This window comes from Bifidobacterium sp. C0047B3, assembly GCF_056590535.1.
The window spans coordinates 177,517-202,071 of record NZ_JBWPWH010000001.1 but is presented as its reverse complement, the minus strand read 5'-3'; the positions used below and the strand labels follow the sequence as shown (position 1 = coordinate 202,071).

At 41.4% G+C, this 24,555-nt stretch carries 19 protein-coding genes and 1 CRISPR repeat array; of the genes, 3 read left to right on the top strand and 16 right to left on the bottom strand.

Annotation, left to right across the window (positions count from 1 at the left end; translation table 11 throughout):
• Positions 1–25: 25 nt before the first annotated feature.
• Both AC1EKT_RS00640 and AC1EKT_RS00635 read right to left on the bottom strand, forming a co-directional pair.
• Complete coding sequence (locus AC1EKT_RS00640) at positions 26–991, bottom strand: ABC transporter permease (RefSeq protein WP_391495911.1); 966 nt, start codon at positions 989–991, stop codon at positions 26–28.
• Between the two features lie 311 nt (positions 992–1,302).
• Positions 1,303–2,994: an ABC transporter substrate-binding protein gene (locus AC1EKT_RS00635; protein ID WP_481615872.1), complete on the bottom strand. Its 1,692-nt coding sequence runs from the start codon at positions 2,992–2,994 to the stop codon at positions 1,303–1,305.
• 443 nt (positions 2,995–3,437) lie between these two features.
• On the opposite strand from AC1EKT_RS00635, the gene pdxS reads away from it, so the two are divergent.
• Together pdxS and pdxT are read left to right on the top strand one after the other, a co-directional pair.
• Positions 3,438–4,373 carry a pyridoxal 5'-phosphate synthase lyase subunit PdxS gene (pdxS, locus tag AC1EKT_RS00630; RefSeq protein ID WP_076002965.1) on the top strand — a complete coding sequence of 312 codons (936 nt, stop codon included), beginning with the start codon at positions 3,438–3,440 and terminating at the stop codon, positions 4,371–4,373.
• A gap of 2 nt (positions 4,374–4,375) precedes the next feature.
• The gene (gene pdxT, locus AC1EKT_RS00625) at positions 4,376–4,969 is read left to right on the top strand and encodes a pyridoxal 5'-phosphate synthase glutaminase subunit PdxT (protein WP_481615871.1); all 594 of its coding nucleotides are present in this window, start codon (positions 4,376–4,378) and stop codon (positions 4,967–4,969) included.
• Between the two features lie 177 nt (positions 4,970–5,146).
• Here pdxT and AC1EKT_RS00620 read toward each other — a convergent pair whose 3' ends face one another.
• From AC1EKT_RS00620 to map, 12 genes are all read right to left on the bottom strand, one after another.
• Positions 5,147–5,914: a type III pantothenate kinase gene (locus AC1EKT_RS00620; RefSeq protein WP_421785149.1), complete on the bottom strand. Its 768-nt coding sequence runs from the start codon at positions 5,912–5,914 to the stop codon at positions 5,147–5,149.
• 194 nt (positions 5,915–6,108) lie between these two features.
• Positions 6,109–7,539: an ABC transporter substrate-binding protein gene (locus tag AC1EKT_RS00615; RefSeq protein WP_481616000.1), complete on the bottom strand. Its 1,431-nt coding sequence runs from the start codon at positions 7,537–7,539 to the stop codon at positions 6,109–6,111.
• Positions 7,540–7,585: 46 nt separating this feature from the next.
• Positions 7,586–9,493 carry a glutamine--fructose-6-phosphate transaminase (isomerizing) gene (gene glmS / locus AC1EKT_RS00610; protein WP_421789708.1) on the bottom strand — a complete coding sequence of 636 codons (1,908 nt, stop codon included), beginning with the start codon at positions 9,491–9,493 and terminating at the stop codon, positions 7,586–7,588.
• 95 nt (positions 9,494–9,588) lie between these two features.
• Positions 9,589–10,377, bottom strand: a complete 789-nt coding sequence (locus tag AC1EKT_RS00605; protein ID WP_481615870.1) for an amino acid ABC transporter ATP-binding protein — start codon at positions 10,375–10,377, stop codon at positions 9,589–9,591.
• 85 nt (positions 10,378–10,462) lie between these two features.
• The gene (locus AC1EKT_RS00600; RefSeq protein WP_415687627.1) at positions 10,463–11,464 is read right to left on the bottom strand and encodes an amino acid ABC transporter permease; all 1,002 of its coding nucleotides are present in this window, start codon (positions 11,462–11,464) and stop codon (positions 10,463–10,465) included.
• A 143-nt stretch (positions 11,465–11,607) separates the two neighbouring features.
• A complete protein-coding gene (locus tag AC1EKT_RS00595) occupies positions 11,608–12,516 on the bottom strand; it encodes an ABC transporter substrate-binding protein (RefSeq protein WP_415683780.1) in 909 nt (302 codons plus the stop codon).
• Positions 12,517–12,815: 299 nt separating this feature from the next.
• Entirely contained in the window at positions 12,816–13,307 is a 492-nt protein-coding gene (gene smpB / locus AC1EKT_RS00590; protein ID WP_415687629.1) for an SsrA-binding protein SmpB, read from the bottom strand.
• A 133-nt stretch (positions 13,308–13,440) separates the two neighbouring features.
• Positions 13,441–14,847 (bottom strand): CHAP domain-containing protein, encoded by a 1,407-nt coding sequence (locus AC1EKT_RS00585; protein WP_481615869.1) that lies wholly within the window; start codon positions 14,845–14,847, stop codon positions 13,441–13,443.
• 146 nt (positions 14,848–14,993) lie between these two features.
• Positions 14,994–15,917, bottom strand: a complete 924-nt coding sequence (gene ftsX / locus AC1EKT_RS00580; RefSeq protein ID WP_391495919.1) for a permease-like cell division protein FtsX — start codon at positions 15,915–15,917, stop codon at positions 14,994–14,996.
• Positions 15,917–17,371 carry a cell division ATP-binding protein FtsE gene (ftsE, locus tag AC1EKT_RS00575; protein ID WP_481615868.1) on the bottom strand — a complete coding sequence of 485 codons (1,455 nt, stop codon included), beginning with the start codon at positions 17,369–17,371 and terminating at the stop codon, positions 15,917–15,919. Before ftsE ends, ftsX begins: the two co-directional genes overlap by 1 nt.
• A gap of 75 nt (positions 17,372–17,446) precedes the next feature.
• A complete protein-coding gene (prfB, locus tag AC1EKT_RS00570; protein WP_375169357.1) occupies positions 17,447–18,583 on the bottom strand; it encodes a peptide chain release factor 2 in 1,137 nt (378 codons plus the stop codon).
• An 80-nt stretch (positions 18,584–18,663) separates the two neighbouring features.
• Positions 18,664–19,437 carry a type I methionyl aminopeptidase gene (gene map / locus AC1EKT_RS00565; protein ID WP_119526255.1) on the bottom strand — a complete coding sequence of 258 codons (774 nt, stop codon included), beginning with the start codon at positions 19,435–19,437 and terminating at the stop codon, positions 18,664–18,666.
• A 114-nt stretch (positions 19,438–19,551) separates the two neighbouring features.
• Here map and AC1EKT_RS00560 point away from each other — a divergent pair, with 114 nt between their 5' ends.
• Complete coding sequence (locus AC1EKT_RS00560) at positions 19,552–21,690, top strand: M13 family metallopeptidase (RefSeq protein WP_481615867.1); 2,139 nt, start codon at positions 19,552–19,554, stop codon at positions 21,688–21,690.
• A gap of 701 nt (positions 21,691–22,391) precedes the next feature.
• A CRISPR array of direct repeats spans positions 22,392–23,260; the repeat unit is 36 nt; unit sequence ATTGAAAATTAGCTTCTACCATTCTTGATATAATTG.
• Positions 23,261–23,310: 50 nt separating this feature from the next.
• Here AC1EKT_RS00560 and cas2 read toward each other — a convergent pair.
• Entirely contained in the window at positions 23,311–23,643 is a 333-nt protein-coding gene (gene cas2, locus AC1EKT_RS00555) for a CRISPR-associated endonuclease Cas2 (RefSeq protein WP_481615866.1), read from the bottom strand.
• Positions 23,640–24,548, bottom strand: coding sequence for a type II CRISPR-associated endonuclease Cas1 (gene cas1, locus AC1EKT_RS00550; RefSeq protein ID WP_481615865.1), 909 nt, complete (start codon positions 24,546–24,548; stop codon positions 23,640–23,642). Before cas1 ends, cas2 begins: the two co-directional genes overlap by 4 nt.
• Between the last annotated feature and the right edge of the window lie 7 nt (positions 24,549–24,555).

The window sequence follows — 24,555 nt, the reverse complement described above, 5'->3', positions numbered from 1 at the left end:
GCATGTTAGATTCAACAATAGGAAATTAATTCAAACTATCTTTAGATAACCTAGGGTCAAGTAGTCGGTGCGTAATGTCAACCACAAAGCCGATTAGTAAGAACAGCGCAGCAAGCATAAAAAGCTCACCTTGCACTGCAATTAGATCGCGCAAACCAACATCTCGAACCATTCCCGTACCAATACCCGGTAAGGAGAACAGGTTTTCAATAACCATCACGCCCATAACCATATGAGCGAAAGTTAAACCAATAACAGATACGAGTTGAGGAAGAGCAAGTCGCAAACCAACACGCCACACAACTTGTTTGCGAGTCATTCCGCAAGCCATAGCTTGAGAAGCTACTTCACTTTTAACAATATTTTCAACAGTTGCAGCTGTGTAACGCATAAAACTAGAGCCAACAATAAGTCCGACTGTAAGAGCCGGAATAAGAAGAGACTCAAAAGCTTCAGAAAATTCGCTCCAGCCATCTGTAGGGAAACCTTGAGTTGGCAACAAACTGAACACGCCAATACCGCGTCCTAATAGCAAAATAAGTAGCATGCAACCCCATAATGCTGGAACAGAGCCTGCCGTAATAGCCAAAAAGCGCGTAATTGCCTGTGAAAGTTTGCCTTCATGAGTAATTTGCAAACATCCAAGCGAAATACCAACTACTAAAGCAATAAACAGACCCAAAAGAATCAGCGGAAAAGTAATAGAAGCACGCATCGCAATAGTTGAACTTACAGAACGACCAGTCAACATAGACACACCAAAGTCACCGCGGAAAACACCACAAATCCAGTCAACATACTGCGTAAAAAGTGGTTTATTAATACCAAGTTCTGCTCTAAGCTCCTCTACTTTTCCGCGAGGAGCGTTTAAGCCGGCCATAACTTGCGCAACATCGCCCGGAAGTACACGTAACGATATGAAAATAACTACAGAAATGCCAAGTAAAGCAAGAATAAACAGCAATACTCTGTAGCAAATCATACGAAACATAAAATGCCTCCTTTCTACGTTCTTCTAGTCGAAACGCACCACAAATACACAAATTCGGACACTAGTGCAGTTTGCGCGCTGCGCGAGTGTCTCATTTTGCATGTTTTGGGACACTCGCGCAGATTACGCTCGCGCGGATTACGCGCTCGCTTACGAAACTCGCGTTGGAAGTCCACTGGACTTCCAACTTAAGCGAGTTTCCGCTCCGAATTGCCTTCGCGCGCTAAATCGCAGCGCTTAGGCAGGTCGTCGCGCTGCGCTAGTGTCTCATTCTGTCTATTTTGGAACACTAGCGCAGAGTTCGTTATACGCTAGCTAAGTCGAAGGTTGTATAGCGGCAAAATCTCTTGATTCATGTCAAAAGGCATTCCTTCAAGATTCTTCACCTTCGCAGTTACAACGCGATAGTTAAACAGCCAATCAGCAGGAGCCTCCTCGCTAATAATTCGCGCAGCTTTAGCAAGCAATTTATTTGACTCTTTAGGATCCGCACAAAGCATAGCTTTAGCATACAAATCCTGGACTTGCTTATTGTCGTATCCGTAGTAATACGTAGGATCTGCCCACTGCCCAAAATCATGACTCTCATTGTGATCAACCATCGACAAATCATACTGCTTATTCTTATAAACATCCTGAAGCCAAGTAGTAAACTCAACAATATTAACTTTCAAATTGATTCCAATAGGCTTCAATTGCGAGCGCAGCTGATCTCCAATTTGCGTGCCGTAAATATTCGGATAAGTAAGCGTCAAATCCATAGGATGTGATTCGTCAAATCCAACTTCCTTCATTAACGCCTTAGCGCGATTCAAATCATGCGGATACAGCTTAGTTAAATCCTCATAACCAGGGTCAAGAGAAGGAATTGGACCGCCAAGAGCTAAATCCGTGCCGCCACGAGATGCAATAATTTGCTTGTGATCAATCGCGTAACGAATAGCCTTGCGCACGCGCTTATCTTTAGTACGTTCGCCTTTCATATTCATAGCTAGAACAAATTTATCTGTGCCATTACCTGCACTGACATCGTAACGCTTGGAATCATCTTTAAAAGGCTTAGCAAGTTGACCAGAAATAGGAGCTAATGCTTGCACAGAACCGGAAGAAAGTGCGTCAACCGCTGCGTTATCGTCAACAAAATAGCGAACTACTATCTTATTAGTTTGCGCACGATGAATGCCTTTATAACGCGGATTTGCTTTTAAAACAACGCGATCATTTGGCACAAATTTGTCAATTAAATACGGTCCAGAACCGACTGCTTGAGTTTTTGCATCATACTTTGCGTTTTTATCAAAAACTAAACCTGAACGACTGCAAAGTGCCCACAAAAGCTTAGCATTTGGCTCTTTAAGCGTAATCTCAAATGTGTAATCATCTTTTGCTTTAGCAGACTCAACTTTTCCAACCATGTTAGAGCCGCGATATTTTTTAGCAATAAGCTCGTTAAACGACCATTCCGCATCATGCGCAGTAAGCTTATCGCCATTAGAAAATACAGCGCCCTTACGTATGTGGAATGTGTAGCGCAAACCATCTTTACTTACTTCCCAGCTTTGAGCTAACGAAGGAACTACCTGATTAGTAGCATTGCGAGCAACTAAGCCTTCATACACATTGCCAATAAGCAACTGGTCAAGCGATGAACCTGATTGGTTACGAATATCAAGATTCGTAGGAGCTAGCTTTAAACCTATAGATATAGTTTTGTTCGAAATTTCCGATACTGAATTTGATTTATTTGGTTTATTAGCTGTAGTAAGAGTTGCAAAAATTGCACTAAACACTACTATAAAAACAATAGCTAAGCTAAATAGCCACATCTTGCCCATTTTGCGTTTCGAGCCGGAAGAAGCATATTTTTCAGCTTCATTCAGCGAAGAGTCAGTGCTCGCAGCGAAAGAAGTGCTTTTGTTAGCTTCATCGTTAGTTTTACCGGAGAATTTTTCAGTCGCGCCGTTTTCTTCGTGCACGCTTTCCTCAGGTTTGCTGTTAGACATACCATAAACCTTTCTTAATGGCATATAAACATTATTTATTTGTTATTATTTATTTTTTTTATTTATTCTTTATTTATTTTTGTCTTATAGCTCGCCGCTTTATTGGAAATGCACATTTGCAAACATAACTATTTGCATACCACATAAACCCAAATACAAGTCGACGGCACTACTAATCGTAGTCGATTGACAAGCCAGGCTCACCTATGGCGCGTCCAAAAAATCAAATAATATTTTGTATATTTTTGTAATATTTTTATACCAATACATATGAGATATATCCTACGAATGTGGTTAAATTCCAACAGAACGTAAACTTGCAAACGTACGCAATAATCGACATAAGATTAAAGCGTAGAGGCGCGCAAATTCACGAAATATTAAGATGCACACACGTATCTAATATGTTAAAAGCTCATATGTTAAAGCTAAAGCGAGGAATGATGGCTGAGAACTTGAATACTACGGTAACTGTGAACGAATCCTCGGATCCGCAAAACAAAAGCGGCGAAGACCGTACAGCATTGAACCGTCAACTGGCACAAATGCTTAAAGGCGGCGTGATTATGGATGTCACCACCCCAGAGCAGGCGCGAATTGCTGAGGATTCTGGCGCGTGCGCAGTTATGGCTTTGGAACGTATTCCTGCTGATATTCGCGCAGCCGGCGGCGTTTCTCGTATGAGCGATCCAGCAATGATTCACGGCATTCAAGAGGCTGTGTCTATTCCTGTTATGGCAAAATGCCGTATTGGTCACTTTGTTGAAGCTCAGGTGCTTGAGGCTATTGAGATCGACTACATTGACGAAAGCGAAGTGCTTTCCCCAGCAGACGACGTGTACCACATCAATAAGCGCGATTTTGCTGTGCCTTTTGTTTGCGGCGCTAAGGATTTGGGCGAAGCTTTGCGCAGAATCAACGAAGGTGCTTCCATGATTCGCACTAAGGGCGAGCCAGGAACTGGTGACGTGATTCAGGCTGTGCGTCACATGCGCATGATGAATTCCGCAATTCGTAAGCTTACAAGCATGCGCGAGGATGAGCTTTTTGAAGAAGCTAAGAATTTGCGCGTGCCTTTCGAACTCGTAAAGTACGTTGCACAAAACGGCAAGCTTCCTGTTGTTAACTTCGCAGCCGGCGGTGTTGCTACCCCAGCTGACGCTGCTTTAATGATGCAGCTTGGCGCTGAAGGCGTGTTCGTTGGCTCCGGCATCTTTAAGTCTGGAGACCCAGCAAAGCGCGCTGCAGCAATCGTTAAAGCTGTAACTAATTACAAGGATGCCAAGATGATTGCTAAGCTTTCCGAAAACTTGGGCGAAGCCATGGTTGGTATTAATGAGCAGGAAATCAAGCTTTTGATGGCTGAGCGAGGCGAGTAATTTTGTCAAACTCACCTACCAATACTGATAACTCCGCTCATACTGTAGCAGTTTTAGCTGTTCAAGGTGCTTTTCTTGAACATCGCTTAATGCTTGAAAAATTAGGCGCGCGCGTTATTGAGCTTCGTCAAGCGCGCGACTTGGAGCAGTCTTTTGACCGCTTAGTACTTCCTGGCGGCGAAAGCACTGTGCAAGCTAAGCTTCTTCGTGAGCAAAATATGCTCGAGCCTTTGCGCGAGCGGATAGCAGGCGGAATGCCTGTTCTTGGCACTTGCGCAGGTTTGATTTTGCTTGCGAAGAACGTGGAAGGTGACGAAGTAAACGGTTTTGGCACTTTAGACGTAACAGTTAAACGCAATGCTTACGGACGTCAGCTCGGAAGCTTCCATTGCGAGGCTGAGTTTGGCGAGATAGGCAATGTGCCGATGACGTTTATTCGCGCTCCTTACATTGCAGAAGTAGGCTCTAATGCCAAAGCTCTTGCAACTGTAGACGGTCATGTTGTCGCAGCGTGCCAAGGAAAGCAAATCGGCACATCCTTCCACCCGGAGCTTGACGACGATACGCGAATCCACCAGCTTTTCCTGGATTTGTAATCGAATTTGCAATCTTTCGTAAATACAAAAAGCCTTGCAAGGTAGGTCTGCCTTCGTCAATCGAGACGAAGACAGACCTCCCTCACATTTGGAGCACAACACAACCCAAACCCCTCCAAACACGAGCAAAATTACCCACGTTTGGAGCACAAAACAACAAATAAACGATATTTACTATTAGTGCAAGTTTCGCTGATAAATCGAAGCCATACCTTTGAAAATAAGATCCGGATCGTAATAGTCGATCGATTGCACGTCATTTTCAAAAAGCCTACCCAAGCCACCAGTAGCAACTACCTTAAATGGCTCGTCTATTTCAGCTTTAAACTGTGCAATTGTGCGCTCAATTCCACCCAAGAAGCTGTAATATAATCCAGCTTGCATTGCGAGTTTAGTAGATTTTGCAAGAACAGACTGCGGTCTAGCTATTTCCACTTCTGGAAGCTGAGCCGTGTTATCCCAAAGTGCAGCAGCTGCAGTGCGAATTCCTGTGCAAATAAGTCCGCAAGTAATCGCACCACTTTTATCTACATAGTTGTAAGTTGTTGCTGTACCAAAATCAATAACTAATACGGATCCTCCATACTCACTAAACGCGCCAACGCAATCAGCTAAACAATCCGCTCCAAGAGTTCTTGGTTCATCAATGCGAATATTCATGCCGGTTTTAACACCAGGACCTACAATCATAGGATCGATATGAAGAAATTTGATAATACCAGCACGGAATGAATGCATAACTTTCGGCACAACAGAAGCAACGATAACATCTTCAACATCGCTTATTTTAAATCCGCTTAAATGCAAAAATTGCGCAATCATAATGCCATACTCGTCTGAAGTATGATTAGACTTTGTTGTCATACGATAAGTGCCAACAATTCGGTTATTTTCCAAAAAACCCAGCACAATATTCGTATTACCAATGTCTACTGCTAATAACATGTGTGCCTACTTTCTATATTGGCATTTAGCGGATTTAAGTTAATCTGCAATCACGTGCGCACGTATTGTATGTGTATTTATACTATCCTATTGTATTTATACTACTTTTGCTAATAATCTTACTTTTACGCAAAATTAAGCTGCTTTTACGAAATCACTTAATTTTAATAAGTTACGTTTAATAAGTTACGAAATTATCTAACTACAAATCCTTGATTGTAACCATATTCTTGAAGATCTTTTTCCCACAATAAAAGACCATCTTTTAAAGAAATGCGCTTACCAGGATCATCTGGAAGCCACAATTTACTTCCATCATCTCGAGTAACACCAGCATCAATCATGGCTTGCACGTTTAATCTAGCTAAAGATTTAATACTCCAGTCATATGCTTGACCCATAGTTGCTCTAAAATCACTTCGCGAATAAACTTCAAAAGGCAAATACCTGTATCCCGTATCCACGCGATTAGCGGCATCTGCGAATACACGATTAAACTTCTGTCCACCAAAATAAGGTATATCAATGCCTCGTGAATCACGAATAGTAGTTCTATCTAAAAATGACTTATCTCTAAGCGTAACAACATCTGCAGGAAACGCTCCACCATTGACACGAGTACGAATTCCATGCATATCGTGGCATACAAAATTCACAAATCGCATTGCTGCTTCAGGTTTACGGCTCGATTTAAGCACAGATAACGAAGAACCGCCCATTTCTGCATTACGCTTTTCGCCGTGCATAGTTGGCACATTCGTAACTTTCCACAATCCTGCAGTTCCAGGCACATTTTCCAAAAGCAAAGACGGCATCCAAGCTCCTGAAAAGACAGAAGCAATCTTGCCAGCTCCAACACCGTTCTTCCAACGTTGACTCCAAGTTGTAGTTCTAATGTCAATCAAGCCTTCATCAATCATTGATTGCCAGAATTTTGTGAACTCTTCAGTACCCTTATCTTTACTCAATCTAACAGTAACTGTTTTCCCATCATGAGAAGTCATAAACGGGTGTCCGCCTGCAAGCCAAATCATAGCGTTATAAAAACTCGCGTCACCTGAGTCTGACGCAATATACACACCGATATCTTTAAGCTTACGAGCAGCCTGACGGTAATCTTCCCAAGTATGTATTTTTGTGGCATCTACACCAGCCTGCTTAAACACGTCATCATTATAAAACCAAGCCATTGGGCCAGAATCCATTGGCAAACCGTAAATGCGTCCACCAAGTTGCACAGAAGACCATGTTCCAGGAGTATAGAAAGTGCGAGTATTTTTCACACGATCAGTAATATCTAAAAGCTGTCCGCTTACAGCATATTGCGGAAGAGCAAAATATTCTAATTGAACAATATCCGGCATACCGTAGCCATCTTGAATAGCGCTATTAAGATTGCTATATCCGCTAGTATCTTTTACAGTTACGTGAACATCCGGATTATGTAGTTCAAATTCTTCAGCAAGTCGCTTCATGCTTGGTTCCCAAGACCAAACACTAATTTGAGTTCTAGAATCTTTAGTTCCACATCCGCAAGAAAACAGCAAAGAAAAAACACAAAGTAGCGACAGAAGCAAACGCGAAAAATGATTGCGCTGTTGCAAAATTCTTGCAAATGCAGACATAAGATTTGCCATCCGTTACTTTGTGTTACTCAACGTTGTTATGCGCTTACTCAACAGTTACAGACTTTGCAAGATTACGAGGCTTATCAACATCATAACCTTTTAACTTTGCCATATCCATTGCAAATAATTGCAATGCAACTACATCTACAAGAGGACTTAGCAAAGTCGCGCATTTAGGACGCCAGAACACAATATCTGCATAGCGAGAAGCATCTGGATCACCCTCTTCTGCAACAGCTATAGTGAAAGCTCCGCGCGCTTTAACTTCTTCAATTCCAGAAATAACTTTCGCATGAAGCACATCACGACCGCGAGAGGATGGCACAATCACAACTACCGGCTCACCTTCATCTACAAGCGCAATAGGACCATGCTTAAGCTCACCTGCAGCAAAACCTTCAGTAAACGTATACGCAATTTCCTTAAGCTTCAACGCACCTTCTAGTGCAACAGGATAGCCAACATGTCGACCTAAGAAAAGGAAAGATTTAGCTTCTAGAGTATGCTCAGCTGCTTTCATAATTGATTCAGATTGCGTATCAAGTACGTGCTGAATTTTATCCGGCATCTCTTTTAATTGCGCAACTATTTGCTGAATTTCGTCACGATACATAGTGCCTTTTACTTGCGCCAAAAACAGGCCAAGCATATAGGCTGCAACTATTTGCGCAACAAAAGCTTTAGTAGACGCAACTGCTATTTCGGGACCTGCATGCGTGTAAAGAACTGCATCAGATTCGCGCGGAATGCTAGAACCTTGAGTATTGCAAATCGCGAGAACACGACTACCTTGCTCACGAGCATGACGCAAAGCCATAAGCGTGTCCATTGTTTCACCAGATTGCGAAATAGCAACAACTAATGTGCGATGAGTCAAAATAGGATCGCGATATCTAAACTCATGAGCTAATTCAACTTCTACAGGCACGCGAACCCAATGCTCAATAGCATATTTTGCAACCAATCCGGCATAACTTGCAGTTCCGCAAGCAACAACAATAATTTTATCTATTGAACGCAAAACATCTTGACTAATATGCACCTCATCTAGCACAATATTTCCTTGCGCGTCAAAGCGACCGCGCAAAGTGTCAGCAACAGCATGTGGATCCTCATGAATTTCCTTATCCATAAAGGAATCCCAACCGCCTTTTTCTACTGCAGAAGCATCCCAATCAACCGTAAAACAAGTAGGATTTTCAACAATATTATTGTCAAAATCAGTTAGAAGCAAAGATGCTTTTCCACTGCCATCTACATCTCCAATGCACACAGCTTGATCTTGACCAACTTCCAAGACTCGATCCGTATAAGCAACAAAAGCTGCAACGTCAGAGCCAAGGAAATACTCACCGTCTCCAAGACCTACAACCAAAGGCGAATCGTGACGAACAGCAGCCACAATACCTGGCTGACGAACGTCAACAGCAAGTAATGTGAAAGCTCCTTTTAACATTTTTGCAGTACGACGAAGAGCTGTGAATAAATCCGGCTTACCAGTTTCGTCTACAATATCATTCGCAATTTTGCCAAGTAATTTTGCAGCAACTTCAGTATCTGTTTGAGAAGAAAATTCGTATCCTTCTTCGTGAAGCTGTTCTTTTAATACAACAGCATTTTCAATAATGCCGTTATGAATAAGCGCGATTTTGCCATCTGCACTAGTATGAGGATGCGCATTAGTGTCACAAGGAGCACCATTAGTAGCCCAACGAGTATGACCAATAGCTGCACTCGCTTCAGGCATAGGATTTGCATCAATATCGTTGCGAAGAACAGATAAACGACCAGCTTTCTTTCGCACAGTCGCACATTTCATCCCAGGAGCAACTAAAGCTACACCCGAAGAGTCATATCCGCGATATTCTAGACGCTCTAACCCACCTAAACAAACTTCTAAAGGTTTTGCACAAACTTTTCCAAAACCTGCGTATCCTACAATGCCACACATAATCTTCTATTGTACGTTATGCGAGCGAGCGCACGCCAGAGAAGCACACAAAAACTACGCAAAACTACATAAATAAGATACGTTTCTTACGTAAATTACAATACGTGATTTAGGAAATCTTTAAAACGATCAGTTTGCGGATTAGTAATAATATCTGCACTACCCTGCTCAACTATGACACCGCCATCCATAAACACAACCTGATCTGCAACCTCACGCGCAAAGCCAATTTCGTGAGTTACTACAATCATAGTCATGCCATCTTTAGCAAGATTTCGCATAACGGTTAACACTTCACCTACAAGCTCTGGATCTAGCGCAGATGTTGGCTCGTCAAATAGCATAATTTCCGGTTTCATAGCAAGAGCGCGAGCAATTGCAACGCGCTGCTGCTGACCGCCTGAAAGCTCTGCAGGATAATGGTTCATACGATCATCCATGCCGACTCGCTTTAACTCTTCAATAGCTAAATCGCGCGCTTCTTGAGCTTTCATATGCATAACATGAATAGGAGCTTCCATAACGTTTTCTAAAGCCGTCATATGAGGGAATAAATTAAAACGCTGGAATACCATGCCAAGTTTCGCACGTTGTTGAGCAATTTCTTTGTCGTTAAGAGCCTGCAGGCACTTCTCACCTTTATGCGTTACTTGCTTTACGCCGATGCGCTCGCCATAAATACTTATACTTCCTGCAGTCAAAGTTTCTAGTTGATTAATTAAACGCAATAACGTCGATTTTCCAGAACCGGACGGACCCAAAATAACTGTTACGCTACCTGGGTTCACTGTCATGTTAATACCGTTAAGTACATGCAATTGACCGAAAGATTTTTGCACGTCGTTAATAGCAACCGCAGGAAGATTAGATTTTGCTTCTACCATTTATTCACATCCAATTTGTTTGTTTCATGCAAAATTTAAAGTTTACAAAGAAAAATATTTAAAATTTAAGCTATTATGCGCTTATTTAAGCATTAAATCCGAGCATAGCAGCATCATTTCGTCCTTTAACATTTTTCCGTTTAGCATCTAATGATTGATCGCCGCGCTGATCAGAATCAGTATTAAGTCGAGCATGTTTTACAATATCTCTTGCTTCAAAGCCTTTAGCAAAATGCTTCTCGAGCATGTATTGCAAAACCATCAAAATGGAAGTAATAATCAAATACCAAATACTTGCAACAAGAAGAAGCGGAATTGGTTTATAGATACGGTTAGCAATAGCGTTTGTAGCAAATTGCAATTCAAGAGTAAACGGAACTGCAAGAACTAACGAAGTCGTTTTCAGCATACCAATTGTTTCGTTACCAAGTGGAGGAACAATAATACGCATTGCTTGAGGAAGAATTATACGCCTCATAGTTAAAGCTCTACCCATTCCAAGAGCCTTAGCAGCTTCAACTTGTCCGCTATCTACGGCTTCCAATCCTGCGCGAACAATTTCCGACAAATAAGCGGATTCATTCAAAGACAAACCAACTACAGCAGCAGTAAGAGAAGTCATAATTACATTAGAATCGATAGACCAAAATTCTACAGAAGTAAAAGGAATACCAATACTAATTTTCGGCACAAGAACTGCAAACATGCCCCAAAATACAAGCTGAGTATAAACAGGAGTACCACGGAAAAACCAAATAAAGAACCAACTTACGCCACGAAGCACAGGATTAATTGACTTACGCATCATCGCTAAGCCTACAGCAAGCACGATTGAAATTACCATAGCAATTAGCGTAAGAAGCAACGTCCAGCCAATACCAGAAAGCACGTTATCGCTTATTAGATATATTCCAACTACATCCCATTCAAAACGAGGGTTGGTAATAATACTGTAAAGAAGCGAACATGCTATTACAGCTACAATTACTCCAGCAACAATAGGTCCCGGCTTTTTTACTGGCAAAATACGTTCAGAGTTAGCTACTCCGGACTTGCTCTTAGAAGAGTTACCAATTAAAGAATTCAAAATATGCTCCAATAAGTACGTTTATACAAAACAGCAAAGTAACGAAACAATCTGAGCCGAGAATTAAATCACGACTCAGATTAACGATATCATTTTAAATAATTATTTGATTATTTGATAGCTAAAGTTTTATCGCTAAAGTTTTATAGTTTTGGATTAACTACAGACTTTTCAATAGCAACATCTTCAACGCCCCACTTCTTCAAGATATCCTTGTAGACGCCGGACTTCATAAGCTTATCAATGCCAGCTTTTACAGCCTTCAGCATCGCTGTATCACCCTTTTTAACAGCCGCTCCCATTGGCTCAGAATCCTTGCTGTTTTCCAAAATTTCAAGCTTTCCAGGATTCTTAATTGAAGCGTAACCTGCAACAGGAGTATCTGCATACATAACGTCAGCGCGACCGGAAATAAGTGCGGTAGTTGCGTCAGTTTGCTCCTTGAAGCTCATGATTTCAAGAGGCTTATCTCCTTTAGCTGCGCACTCTTTCTTTGCTTCTTCCATAATAGGTTCGCCAACAGTACCAGTTTCCAAAGTTACTTTCTTGCCACAAAGGTTCTTTGGATCTACTTTAGTAGGATTTCCCTTGCGCACTTCAAAAGACAAACCTGCGTTTGCGTAAGTAATAAAGTCTACAGACTTCATACGTTCAGCATTTACTGTAAAACCAGAAATACCGACATTATATTTGCTTCCTATTGCTGGAATAATTGAGTCGAACTGAGCATGCATAATTTTTGCTTTTAAGCCCATGACTTTTGCAAGAGCCTTCGAAAAATCAATTTCGTAACCTACAGGAGTTTTACCGTCTGCAGCAAAGAATTCTGCAGGAGCATAACTTACGTTTACACCAACAGTTAGCTCTCCTGTTTTCGCAACTTCTGCTGGAACTAATGCTGCAACAGCATCGTCTTTTTGCACATGACTTACATCATAGCTACGAGCAACATCAGGGTCTGCTTTTTTAGAATCAGCAGGTCCACATGCAGCAATACTGCCAATCATTACTAAAGATGCAACAATAGCAACAGGTTTCATAGATTTAAACATAGTTCTTCTCCTCATTTATTTACTAAGAATTTATAATTTGCATTGATGTGTATAACTATACACGATAACACTACAAATTCAACAGCCTTTTATGCGATTATTGAATATACGAAGATACTCATACAGTGCATCTGCACAATAATTATGCTTTTTATAAACAAAAACTGTATATTATTCGCAATAATGTATAATATGTGCGTGTCGCGTTGAGATGATTATTGAGCGCGCAACTTACTTGCGACCAAAACTACTCACGGCTGAGCAGTTTCGGTCGGAATCTAACTGGAAAGCGACATAAACTACTCACGAGAACGCAAATTACGGTAACGCATTTCACGCAAAGCTTCTCGCTTATCTTGCTCCTCACGCAAAGCCTGACGCTTATCAAATTCCTTTTTACCGCGTGCTAAAGCAATTTCTACCTTTACGTAACTTCCCTTAAAATACAAACGCAAAGGCACAACAGTGTAGCCTTTCGCTTCGGTTTGCCTAGAAAGCTTAGCAATCTCAGCAGCATGAAGCAGAAGCTTACGCTTGCGCTTAGGAGCATGATTATTCCACGTACCGTTTAAATATTCAGGAATATTTGCTCCCTCAAGCCACATTTCACCGCGACGATCAATATTCACAAATGATTCAGCTAAAGAAGCACGCCCTTCGCGAAGTGACTTAACTTCAGTACCAGTAAGAGCAAGACCTGCTTCATAACAATCTTCAATCACATAATCATGATGCGCTTTACGGTTTTGTGCCACAGTAACAGTGCCATCTTGCGCAGGCTTATTTGCCATAATTCCCCTCCAGTACACATCACGCACAAAAGAAACTTGCCATAAGATACTACTATCTTATGGCAAGAACAATAAGTCGTAAACTTACAACGCATTCAATTTCAACAAATTGAAAACCTTGAAGTGCTTATATTTAATAATGCACATACTCGTAATCGCCTGGATTATAAATAGTTTCATAAGCAGGGAATGTCGAGAAACCAGTTCCACCTTCAGAAATAAGAACTGATCCGTCAGCATTTACACGTTCCACAACCGCAACATGTCCATATTGCCAATCAGCATTCCAGTTGCCAACGCGTTGACCGCGAGCAAACACCATAACAGCACCAACATGTGGAGTTCTATTAACTAAATATCCAAGCCTACGGCCAGTATTCGCCCACTCGGCACCGTTACCCATGTAGGAACCAACAGGCAGACCAAGTTGCGAACGACGCAAATAAGCCCATAACGTGCATTGACGTGCAGGATAAGCAGAACCGCCAACAGTGTTTCCAGTATCATGCCCGTAGCAGGACTTAGAACCCTCTGCACAATTTCCAGGAACAGTATAATTCATACCATTAGCAGCACCATTAGAAAGTTGCATTGGAGGAAGGTAAATATTCCTTCCAGAGCTTCCATTTAATTGCTGACGATTACCAGCATTCGGATCAGCTTTAGCAAATGACTTATTAGCAAGAGCACGAGCTTGAGCATCAATAGCAGATTTCATTGCTATAATTTCTGCAGCTTCACGAGCAGACTGAGAAGTTAAACTACTCTTTTGACTTTCTAGCTGCTTGCGAATCTCTTCACCATGATCTCGCAAACTTTGCAAAGACTTTTTGCGATCATTAGCAGCTTTCGCAGCAATTTGAGCACTTTGTGCTTGAGCGTCCGCCTGTTGCTTTAACTTGGCGATTTCTGCTTCGATAGCAGCCAAACGCTGACGACGATTCATAGAAGTATTCAACTTAATAGCAGCATCATTAGCAGCATTTGCTTCACTTCTAGCAACAGCAGCTTCGGATTGCAACTTCCCAACAAACTGTTCTGTAGTAGTTGATTTAGTCACAATATTCATAACATTAGATGCTTGAGAACCATGGAAACTCTTACGAGCAAGCTGCGCTACAGCAGCCTTAGCATCATCAAAATCTTCACCAGTTTTTTTAATTTTCTCTTCCAAATCACGCTTATCTTTTTGCGCAGATTCTAGACGCTGCTGCGTTGATTCTACAAGACTGCGCGCTTGAGAAGCTTGCTCTTCTGCTTGTTGAGCAGCTCGTATTTGATTTGGAATTTTATGCTCATTTAAATCATTTAATTCAATGATTTTATTTGCAAGTTGTTTATTTACACCAGCAAGTTGGCGCTTCAGGTTCTCGTTTCGTTGTATTTTGCGCCTATATTCCTTCATATTGACAGCACTTGCAGTAGACGCATTAAATAATGTACCAGCAACACCAGCAAACATCATTGAAATAGCAACTATTAAACTCACTACAGTATTAGTGCGTCGAATTACATACATGCTATGTCGATCTTCGCTCATATCACTTCCCTTTCAACATCACTATTGCGAATTATACCGTAATACAAGGAATCATGCGAGTTTCTACTTAAAATCTTTTAAAATATTACTTTCACAATGCTGATACGAAAATAACGCAAATAATTACGCATCTATTATTTTGCATCTTAAGCTTTTAAGTATCTCCTCAAAGCAATAGCAGAAGCAACTATAGATAGCACTACTGCACCAGCTACAAGTACTGGAACGCATAGCCACACAGTTGTTTGAGTAACAAATGGCATCCAACGCACATTCTGCGCAAGCCAATCAGTTACAAAAACTTTAACTACTAAACTTAGCGCAGCACCAGCAAGTAAAGAACCTACAAACGACGCGAACGCTCCTTCAAGAATAAACGGCATGCGAATAGTCCAGTTAGAGGCACCAACTAAGCGCATAATTTCAGTTTCTTGACGTCGGCTAGCAGCAGACATTCGAATCGTAGTGCCAGTAAGCATAATAGCTACAACAACCATAACTGCTGCAAGCACAATAGTCACAACAGTAGCGCGATTAAGCACACTGAAAACAGGATCAAAAATCTGACGCTGATCAACAACTTCTTCCACACCGTCGCGTCCAGAAAGAACTTCTGAAACAACCTGATATTTCATAGGATTAGTAAGCTTCAATCGCAGCGAATCTTGCATATCTGCCGCAGTTAAAGTACGTCCTTGATACATTCCGTTAGGATATTGCTTTAAGAATGTGTTCTTATAAAATTCATTGCGGCTAACATAAGTAATATTTGAAACATCATCACCTAATTCTTGGTGAATAATATGCTCCAATTTTACAATTTCGGCATTAGTAGGCGCTTTTCCAGAAGCACAAGAAGGAGATTGGCTAGTTCCATCCGGGCACAGCCAAGCAACCACCTCTACTTTGTCATACCAGTCACCTTTTGCCTTGGTAATTTGCGCTTGCATAAGCACTGAAACACCAATGAAAAGGAAAGAAATGAACGTTACAAGCATAACCGAAAGAATCATCGAAACATTACGACGCAAACTAATGCATGTTTCGGAAAAAATAAATCTTAAACGCATTACTCTGCTCCTTCAGTTTTATTAGTGTCATTATTGCTATCGTCAACACTAATGTTCTTATTATTAGTATTTGCAGCCGCAACAGGTGGCTTAGGCGGAGCTGGAGGCATAGGAGGAAGCTGAGATTTACGCTCGAATCGCTCAGATTCAGCATCGGATTGTGACTTACTTTCTGCTTCGGATTGCGACTCATCACTGGTTTCAGATTGTGATTCTTTGCTCACTTCAGAGTCTTCAGCAGTTTCGCGAATTTCGTGAGATTCTGCAGTTTCGTGAGATTCATTAGTCTCTGCAGTTTCATTATTATCAGTAGTCTCAGTAGTATTAGCAGTTTCTGCAGTTTCTGAATTTCCGGCAGCTTCAGAGGATTCTTTATTATCTTCCGAAATCTCAACTTCTAAATCATCTTCTTCAACATCTTCATTATCGTTTGAAGAAATCAATCCGCGTCCCCAAGTCATTGTTGTTTCCAAAGACTGGAACACTTCGCCGTAACGACCAGTTCTGCCAGAATGAACAGACTGAGCAAGGCGCGCAATTCCTTCATTTTCTGAAGTGTCACTCTTCAACGATTGCGTTACCATGTCAACAACTTCACGCGCTTGAGCCGCACGTTGAGCTTTTTTAGAAAGCCTCTTATGGCGTTCGGTATGCTCAGATTGAGCAATTGATTTTTGAGCATCGCGATCTGATTGATCTTGAGAATTTTCAACAGTTTGTTGTGCTTTAGAATTATGCTCAACTTCACTATCTGGGAAATACAATGCAGAATCATATGATCCTTCACGCTCATCACGCACAATTTTTCCAGCATGAAGCTCCACAACTCGCTTACGCATTGAGTTCACAATTTCCTCATTATGCGTAGCCATAACAATCGTTGTGCCAGTTCGGTTAATAGCATCCAAAACTTCCATAATTCCAAGAGAAGTAGTCGGATCCAAATTACCAGTAGGCTCATCTGCAAGAATAATTTGAGGGTGATTTACGTATGCGCGAGCAATTGCAACTCGCTGCGCTTCACCACCAGAGAGCTCGTGTGGGTAATTATTTTCTTTACCAGTCAAACCAACAGTTTCAAGAACACGAGGCACAAGCGAGCGAATCGTAGAACGACTCGTGCCAATCACTTCCAAAGCAAAAGCAACATTTTGATAAACTGTTTTATTATTAAGCAGCTTATAATCCTGGAAAATAAAACCAAGAGATCTACGATACTGCGGCACCTGTCGGTTAGAAAGTCTGCGCAAATCGTTACCAGCTACGTGAATTTCCCCACCATTTGCTTCTTCTTCGCGAAGCAGCAAACTAAGCAATGTAGTTTTGCCAGAACCGGAAGCGCCAACAAGAAACACAAAATCTCCGCGATCTACATGCAAAGATACATCGTCTAATGCAGGACGTGTACCTCGAGGATATATTTTTGACACATGATCTAATGAAATCAGCGACATTGTTTCAATTCCTTCCGAAGATTATGTGTAATTGTTGGTTTTTAGTTCTAGATTTAGCTTTATCTTTAGTTTTATTTAAGATTCTGCTTCAGCTTCTTTTTGAGCTGCAACTCGCTGCTCGTGACGCCAACGAATGCCAGCTTCAATAAAACCGTCAATATCGCCGTCAAAAACAGCTTGAGTTTGAGAAGTCTCGTAACCAGTTCGCAAATCCTTCACCATCTGATAAGGGTGAAGCACGTAAGAGCGCATTTGATCTCCCCAACTTGCCTTAATATCTCCAGCAAGTTCCTTCTTTTTTGCAGCTTCCTCAGCATGCTTAAGCACAAGCAAACGCGATTGCAAAACTGCCATTGCAGCAGCGCGGTTCTGAATCTGGCTTCGTTCATCTTGCATAGAAACAACCAAACCGGTTGGCAAATGCGTAATGCGAACAGCAGAATACGTAGTGTTCACTCCCTGGCCGCCAGGTCCTGAAGCTTGGAAAGTATCCACGCGAATGTCAGAATCCGGAATATCAATATGATCCGTAGCTTCAACAAGAGGAATTACTTCAACAGCACTAAAGCCAGTTTGGCGACGGCCTTGATTGTCGAATGGCGAAATACGAACCATTCTGTGAGTGCCGCCTTCTACAGAAAGACGACCATACGCATAAGGGGCATCAACTTGGAAAGTAGCGGATTTAATACCAGCTTCTTCTGCGTAAGACGTATCCATCATCTTAGTTTTATAGCCATTTCGCTCAGCCCAACGCAAGTACATACGAAGCAACATTTGAGCAAAATCAGCAGCATCCACACCGCCCGCACCAGAGCGAATCGTAACAACTGCAGAACGAGCGTCATACTCGCCGTCAAGAAGAGTCTGAACTTCCATATCGTCCAACTCGTGAGCAATATTTCCAAGCTCTTCTTGAGCCTCATTCATTGAATCAGCATCGCCTTCTTCTTCACCAAGCTCAATTAAAGTCTTAGTATCTTCAATGCGTTGCTCAACAGCTTGCAAACGCTTCAATTGAGACTGAGCTGCAGAAAGCTTACTTGTGACTTGCTGAGCATGCTCAGAATCATCCCAAAGTCCGGGCTCTGCAGCCTGCTTTTCTAAATCAGCAATCGTAGCCTTCAACGAATCGACATCTAGTGCTTTAGAAATCGAAGAATACTTTGCTTCAACATCATTTAATGCTTGGGAAAAATCAAATTCCGCCATTTACTTAAAGTACCTCTTTACATACCTGTTTTACGCAATTACTACTCGCAAAATACTTACAAAATCAACTATTTATAAGTTTAGCGCACGGTCAAAATCTCAGGACCGTTTTCTGTAATCGCAATCGTATGCTCAGTGTGTGCACCGCGAGAACCATCAGCAGAGCGAAGAGTCCAACCGTCTTTTGGATCCTGGTAAATTTCGTCAGTAGTCTTTAAGAACCATGGCTCAATTGCAATCACAAGACCTGGGCGAAGCTTGTATCCGTGGTGAGCAGTGCCATCGTTAGGAACGTGCGGATCTCCGTGCATAATATGACCGACTCCGTGGCCACCAAACTCAAGGTTTACGCTGTAACCATACTCGTGAGCAACGCATCCAATAGCAGCAGAAATATCGCCAAGACGGTTGCCAGGCTGAGCCATATTGATACCAGCCTCAAGTGCTTCCTCAGTGCACTTAATTAAGCGCAAATCCTCAGGATCAGCATGATTTCCAACAACGAAACTAATAGCAGAATCACCAACCCATCCGTCGACGTTAATTGCCAAATCAAGAGTTAACAAATCGCCGTCTTTAAGGTTGTAATCGTATGGAACTCCGTGAAGAACAGCATCGTTTACAGAAGTGCAAATATAGTGCGCAAAAGGTCCTGTACCAAAATCAGGAGCGTAATCAACATAGCAAGAAGAGGCACCTTTGCGGCTCATAATTCGCTGACGAACGAAGTCATCAATCTCAAGAAGATTCGTGCCAACTTTGGTCATTGCTTTCAAGTCTTTAAGAATGCTACCGACGAAGCGACCTGCAGGCTTCATCGCTTCAATTTCAGATGGAGTTTTAAGTTCAATCATGCTTTAAGACTAACGCGCAGGCACGAAAATAGCGCAAAATATGGCGAAAATAATGAGAAAATATGGCGGAAAATATTAATTAATAGTGTCGCTTAATACTTGTAAGCTAATCTCATGTCTAACAACAATGAAAATAATAGTAAAAATAAGGGATTGCAGAAGGAAATTTCTGCTGTAGATTTCGACCCTGCATCCCTCTCTTCGGTCACTCGACCACAAGACGATTTATTCCGTTACGTAAACGGTCCTTGGATTGACACTTACACTCTTCCAGAAGACAAACCAATGTATGGTGCTTTCCACAAGCTTGCAGAAGATGCAGAGACGCAAATTCGAGATATTTTAGAAAGCGAAGATTGCACAGCTAAAAAGTCGCAAACTTTATACCGTAACTATTTAGACACTGCAGCTATCGAAAAAGCTGGAATTACGCCAATTAAGGGCGATTTAGACGCTGTGGATTCTGCAGAAACTAAGGAAGATTTGGTTCGCACTATTGGCGAGCTTAATCCGTACGGCGGCCCAGATGCAATGTTTGCTTTTGGCGTTTACGGAGACCCTAAAGATCCTAAGACGAATATTATGCATATTGAGCAGTCGGGATTGGGCTTGCCAGACGAAGCATATTATCGCGAAGATAATTACGCTCCAATTCGTACTGAATACGTAAAAATGGTAGCTTCGTTGTTGAGATTGGCCGGTTACGGAGATACCACTACTACCCAAACGCAAGCCGAGCGTTTTTTGAATGTTGAAACGCAGATTGCAAGCAAGCATTGGGATAACGTTGCAACTCGCGATTCTCAAAAAACTTATAATCCTTGCGATTATGCTGATTTGGCAAAAAATCTTGAAGCGCTTAATCTCGACGCTTTCTTAGATGCTGCACAAAAAGCGTACGATAACTTAGAAGAAGAAGCACATCAGACAATCAATCTTCGTGAAGCTTTTAGCAAAGTAGTAGTTCACGAGCCAAGCTTTATAGAAGGATTGAATAAGATTTGGCAGGAAGCCGACTTAGAAGATTTAAAGCTTTGGGCACGCGTGCACGTGATTTTGTCTTGGGCAAGCTTATTGAGCGAAGATTTTGCAGAAGCTAGATTCGATTTCTACGGCAAAGTGCTTTCTGGAGCAACAAAACAGCGCGACCGCTGGAAGCGAGCAATTGGAGTTGTTGACAATGCTTGCGGCGAGGAAGTTGGACGCGAATACGTGCGATTGCATTTCCCTGAGTCTTCTAAAGAGTATATGAAAGGCTTAGTTGACAATCTTATTAACGCTTACCGCGAGTCGATTTCTCACAGCAGCTGGCTTGGCGAGGAAACTAAAGCGAAGGCTTTGGAAAAGCTTAGCAAGTTTGAGCCAAATATTGGTTACACGAATCATTGGGTTGACTATTCTGCGCTAAATATTAAGGAAGATGCTGATTTAGTTGAGAATATGCGCGAAGTTTATCGATTTGGCTTCGGTAGGAATACTGCAAAAGCTGGAAATCCTGTGGATCGCGAAGAATGGCAGATGACTCCGCAAACTGTGAACGCTTACTACGATCCTCTGCTGAACGTAATCGTGTTCCCAGCTGCAATTTTGCAACCTCCATTCTTTAACCCGAGCGCTCCAGACGCAGCAAATTACGGCGCTATTGGTGCCGTGATCGGTCACGAAATCGGTCACGGTTTTGACGATCAAGGTTGCGAATACGACGGCGACGGCGTGCTTAACAATTGGTGGACTGAAGAAGACAAAGCTAACTTTGCTGAGCGCACTAAAAAGCTTATTGAGCAATACAACGCTTTTACACCAACGCAGCTGATTGTTAAATACTCTCACTTAAAGAACAAAGCTGAGCGCAATGCGATGCCTCACGTAAACGGTGCTTTAACAATCGGCGAAAATATTGGCGATTTAAGCGGCGTAACTATTGCGCTTAAAGCATACGCTTTCGCTTTACAAAAGAGTGAAGGACGTGAAATTGACGGAAGTGACGATGCTATTCGCGAAACTTTGCTGAACGCTCCTGAAGTAGATGGTTTCACTGCTTTGCAACGATTCTTCTTAAGCTATGCACTTGTATGGCGTTCCAAGGCTCGTAATGAGATTGCGGAACAGCTGCTTCAAATCGACCCACACTCCCCAGCCGAATGCCGCACTAACGGCATTGCTAGAAACGTTGATTTGTTCTACGATGCCTTCGATGTTAAAGAAGGCGACGAGATGTGGCTCGACCCAAGCGAGCGCGTGCACATTTGGTAAAGCAATAGTGCGTTTGCTTGTCTTGCGCAGATAACGCTTAAATAATTTGGGTTATTCCTTATGCGCAGTGGCGTTCGAAGTAGGTATTAGCTGAGTATTTAACAATAAATCATCAAACGCTGTTACTGGTGTAGTTTATGTACTGCACCAGTAACATATAACCCAGCTTATTTGTTATTAACGCAGATTAAGTACTGCGTGAGTAACGATAAATCTCAATTATTCGTTATTAGCGCAGTCTACTTACTGCACTAGTAACGCATGACCGTTGTTTTCTCAGTCTACTGACTGAGTTTTTAACAGTGTTTGGGTGATTACCGTTATTTTTTCAGTTAGATAACTGAGTTAGTAACGGTGCTGAGGCTAGTTTATGTCACAGAATATTCATCACAGCTTAGATTTACACACTTTTGAGCCTATAGTCCTACATACACTTCCAGAAGACATTTTTTAGAAAACGCGAACATGCGTAAAGCGAAAATATTTTCAACTACACTATCTATTGATTATATCAATATGTTATTTTTTAAATTTTTTAGCAAAACTTAGAAAAGTTCACTTGTTTTCTATTTCTTAAAAATGATATATTAGAAGTGCTAATTTTCAATAAGACTGGACTTGTTATCCAGTTTGATTGCTCAGCAGTTTTGATGATTATCACTGCAGGGGAAGCTTTCCAGCTTCCCCGTTTTTATTTACTAGTTGAAAATTAGCTTCTACCATTCTTGATATAATTGCATCGACGGTTTCGAAACATCAGGGCTTGTTGAAAATTAGCTTCTACCATTCTTGATATAATTGCTTTTTGCGAGCGCATATTCAACGTTAAGGTTGAAAATTAGCTTCTACCATTCTTGATATAATTGTGTGGTGCGTACGCTTTCCATGATGCGCGTTGAAAATTAGCTTCTACCATTCTTGATATAATTGTATTTAGGGAGCATACGATTATAGAACCGTTGAAAATTAGCTTCTACCATTCTTGATATAATTGCATATCGTGCACTAAATCGACGCATGATGTTGAAAATTAGCTTCTACCATTCTTGATATAATTGGGTGACGAGTGCGACTCAAACCAGCTTCATTGAAAATTAGCTTCTACCATTCTTGATATAATTGTATTCTGATGCCGGTTGCTAATGCGGCCATTGAAAATTAGCTTCTACCATTCTTGATATAATTGAAAATCATGCACTAAATCAACGCAAGACATTGAAAATTAGCTTCTACCATTCTTGATATAATTGAGATGACACAGAGCACTTAAAATATATCATTGAAAATTAGCTTCTACCATTCTTGATATAATTGATGTCGCCGTCATGCTCTGTTGGCGTTAATTGAAAATTAGCTTCTACCATTCTTGATATAATTGAGTGAGGCTGACGTGAAAGCGTATGGTGATTGAAAATTAGCTTCTACCATTCTTGATATAATTGTCTCGGGTGTTGATAGCGTAAGTAATTTATTGAAAATTAGCTTCTACCATTCTTGATATAATTGGGGGACTTGCTCTCTTGCGTGTACCCACATTGAAAATTAGCTTCTACCATTCTTGATATAATTGGTATATCGTCAAGAATGGTAGAATTTCAACTATTATAAAGCTTTTTACGATTAAAAAAGCATAGCGATATCTGGGGTTTCTTCTTTCTTTTCTTGCCTGGCATTGTAATAACGTTGCGCAGATGACCATTGATGATCACTGACATGTAAAATGCGTATAGATCCACGCTGCGGAAGATTATCCTTAATTATTTTTACTGAAGTTCTATTTCCTGTTTGAGTGGGACTATAACGAACATATACAGAAAATTGCACCATTGCATATCCCATATCAAGCAGCATATTGCGAAATACAGTTGCAGCATGACGCTCCACTTTTGTTTTCACTGGTAAATCAAACATTACTAAACACCACATGCCACCACTGTCCTCATCGACTTTCATAATCCACTCCTTACGAATTGTGGTACTTGAAATTCTTCCACGTCTTTTTCCACATAAATGCCATATGATTGAGCTAAATCAGATAAGGCACTAGGAATAGTATGTCCAGAACCATTAAACTGTTGATTAACGCTGTCGATTAAATACTTCTTAACTGCTTTATCATTTGGAGTATCTAAAAATGATAATTTTGAAACAGCGTAATCAACAGCTGGTCTAAACGGTTCAATTATGTCATCTGCTAAGCAGAAATAATTAGTACCATTATGATGATTCATACCCATTGTTGGATTAAGACCAGCAGATAAAACTGCACGAATGGAAAAACCACGCAATACCATGTAGGCATAGTCAAGTAAAGCATTCCTATCTTGACCAGACCCGGGTTTACGATGAAAATCTTCTTCCTCGGGAAAAATACGTTTCCAATATTCACGAGCAGCTTGACCTTCCCTATTCGTTACATCCCCAGAACGAACAGTATTAGATAATCCTCGTAATAATCCACCTCCATCTTTATTTAATAAATCAAGGCAAGCCGCTTGTCCACGTATTTTCGCGCGAACAATCTGAGCCCACGCTGCTTTTCTTCGAGGAACACTCATTGTTGCCTGCGACAATTGACGGACGGTAATTCTCGTAGGAACATTTGTCCACGAATGCATAGCACTGACAGGAACGCATCGCCAATCACAGGTCATTACGCAAGTACCATATTCAGCACACTGATGAAGAAGACCTGCAGAACAATTACAATGCAAACCAATAAGCAATATTGCCGTTTCAGCTAGCGGAATTTCAACTTTCTGCTCTAATGCATGATCACACACTAAAATCCTACCGCGAATATACCGTAATTCACCTTGTAAATTAGTGCAATCAATCACACGCCATGCATTCTGCATAATTCCT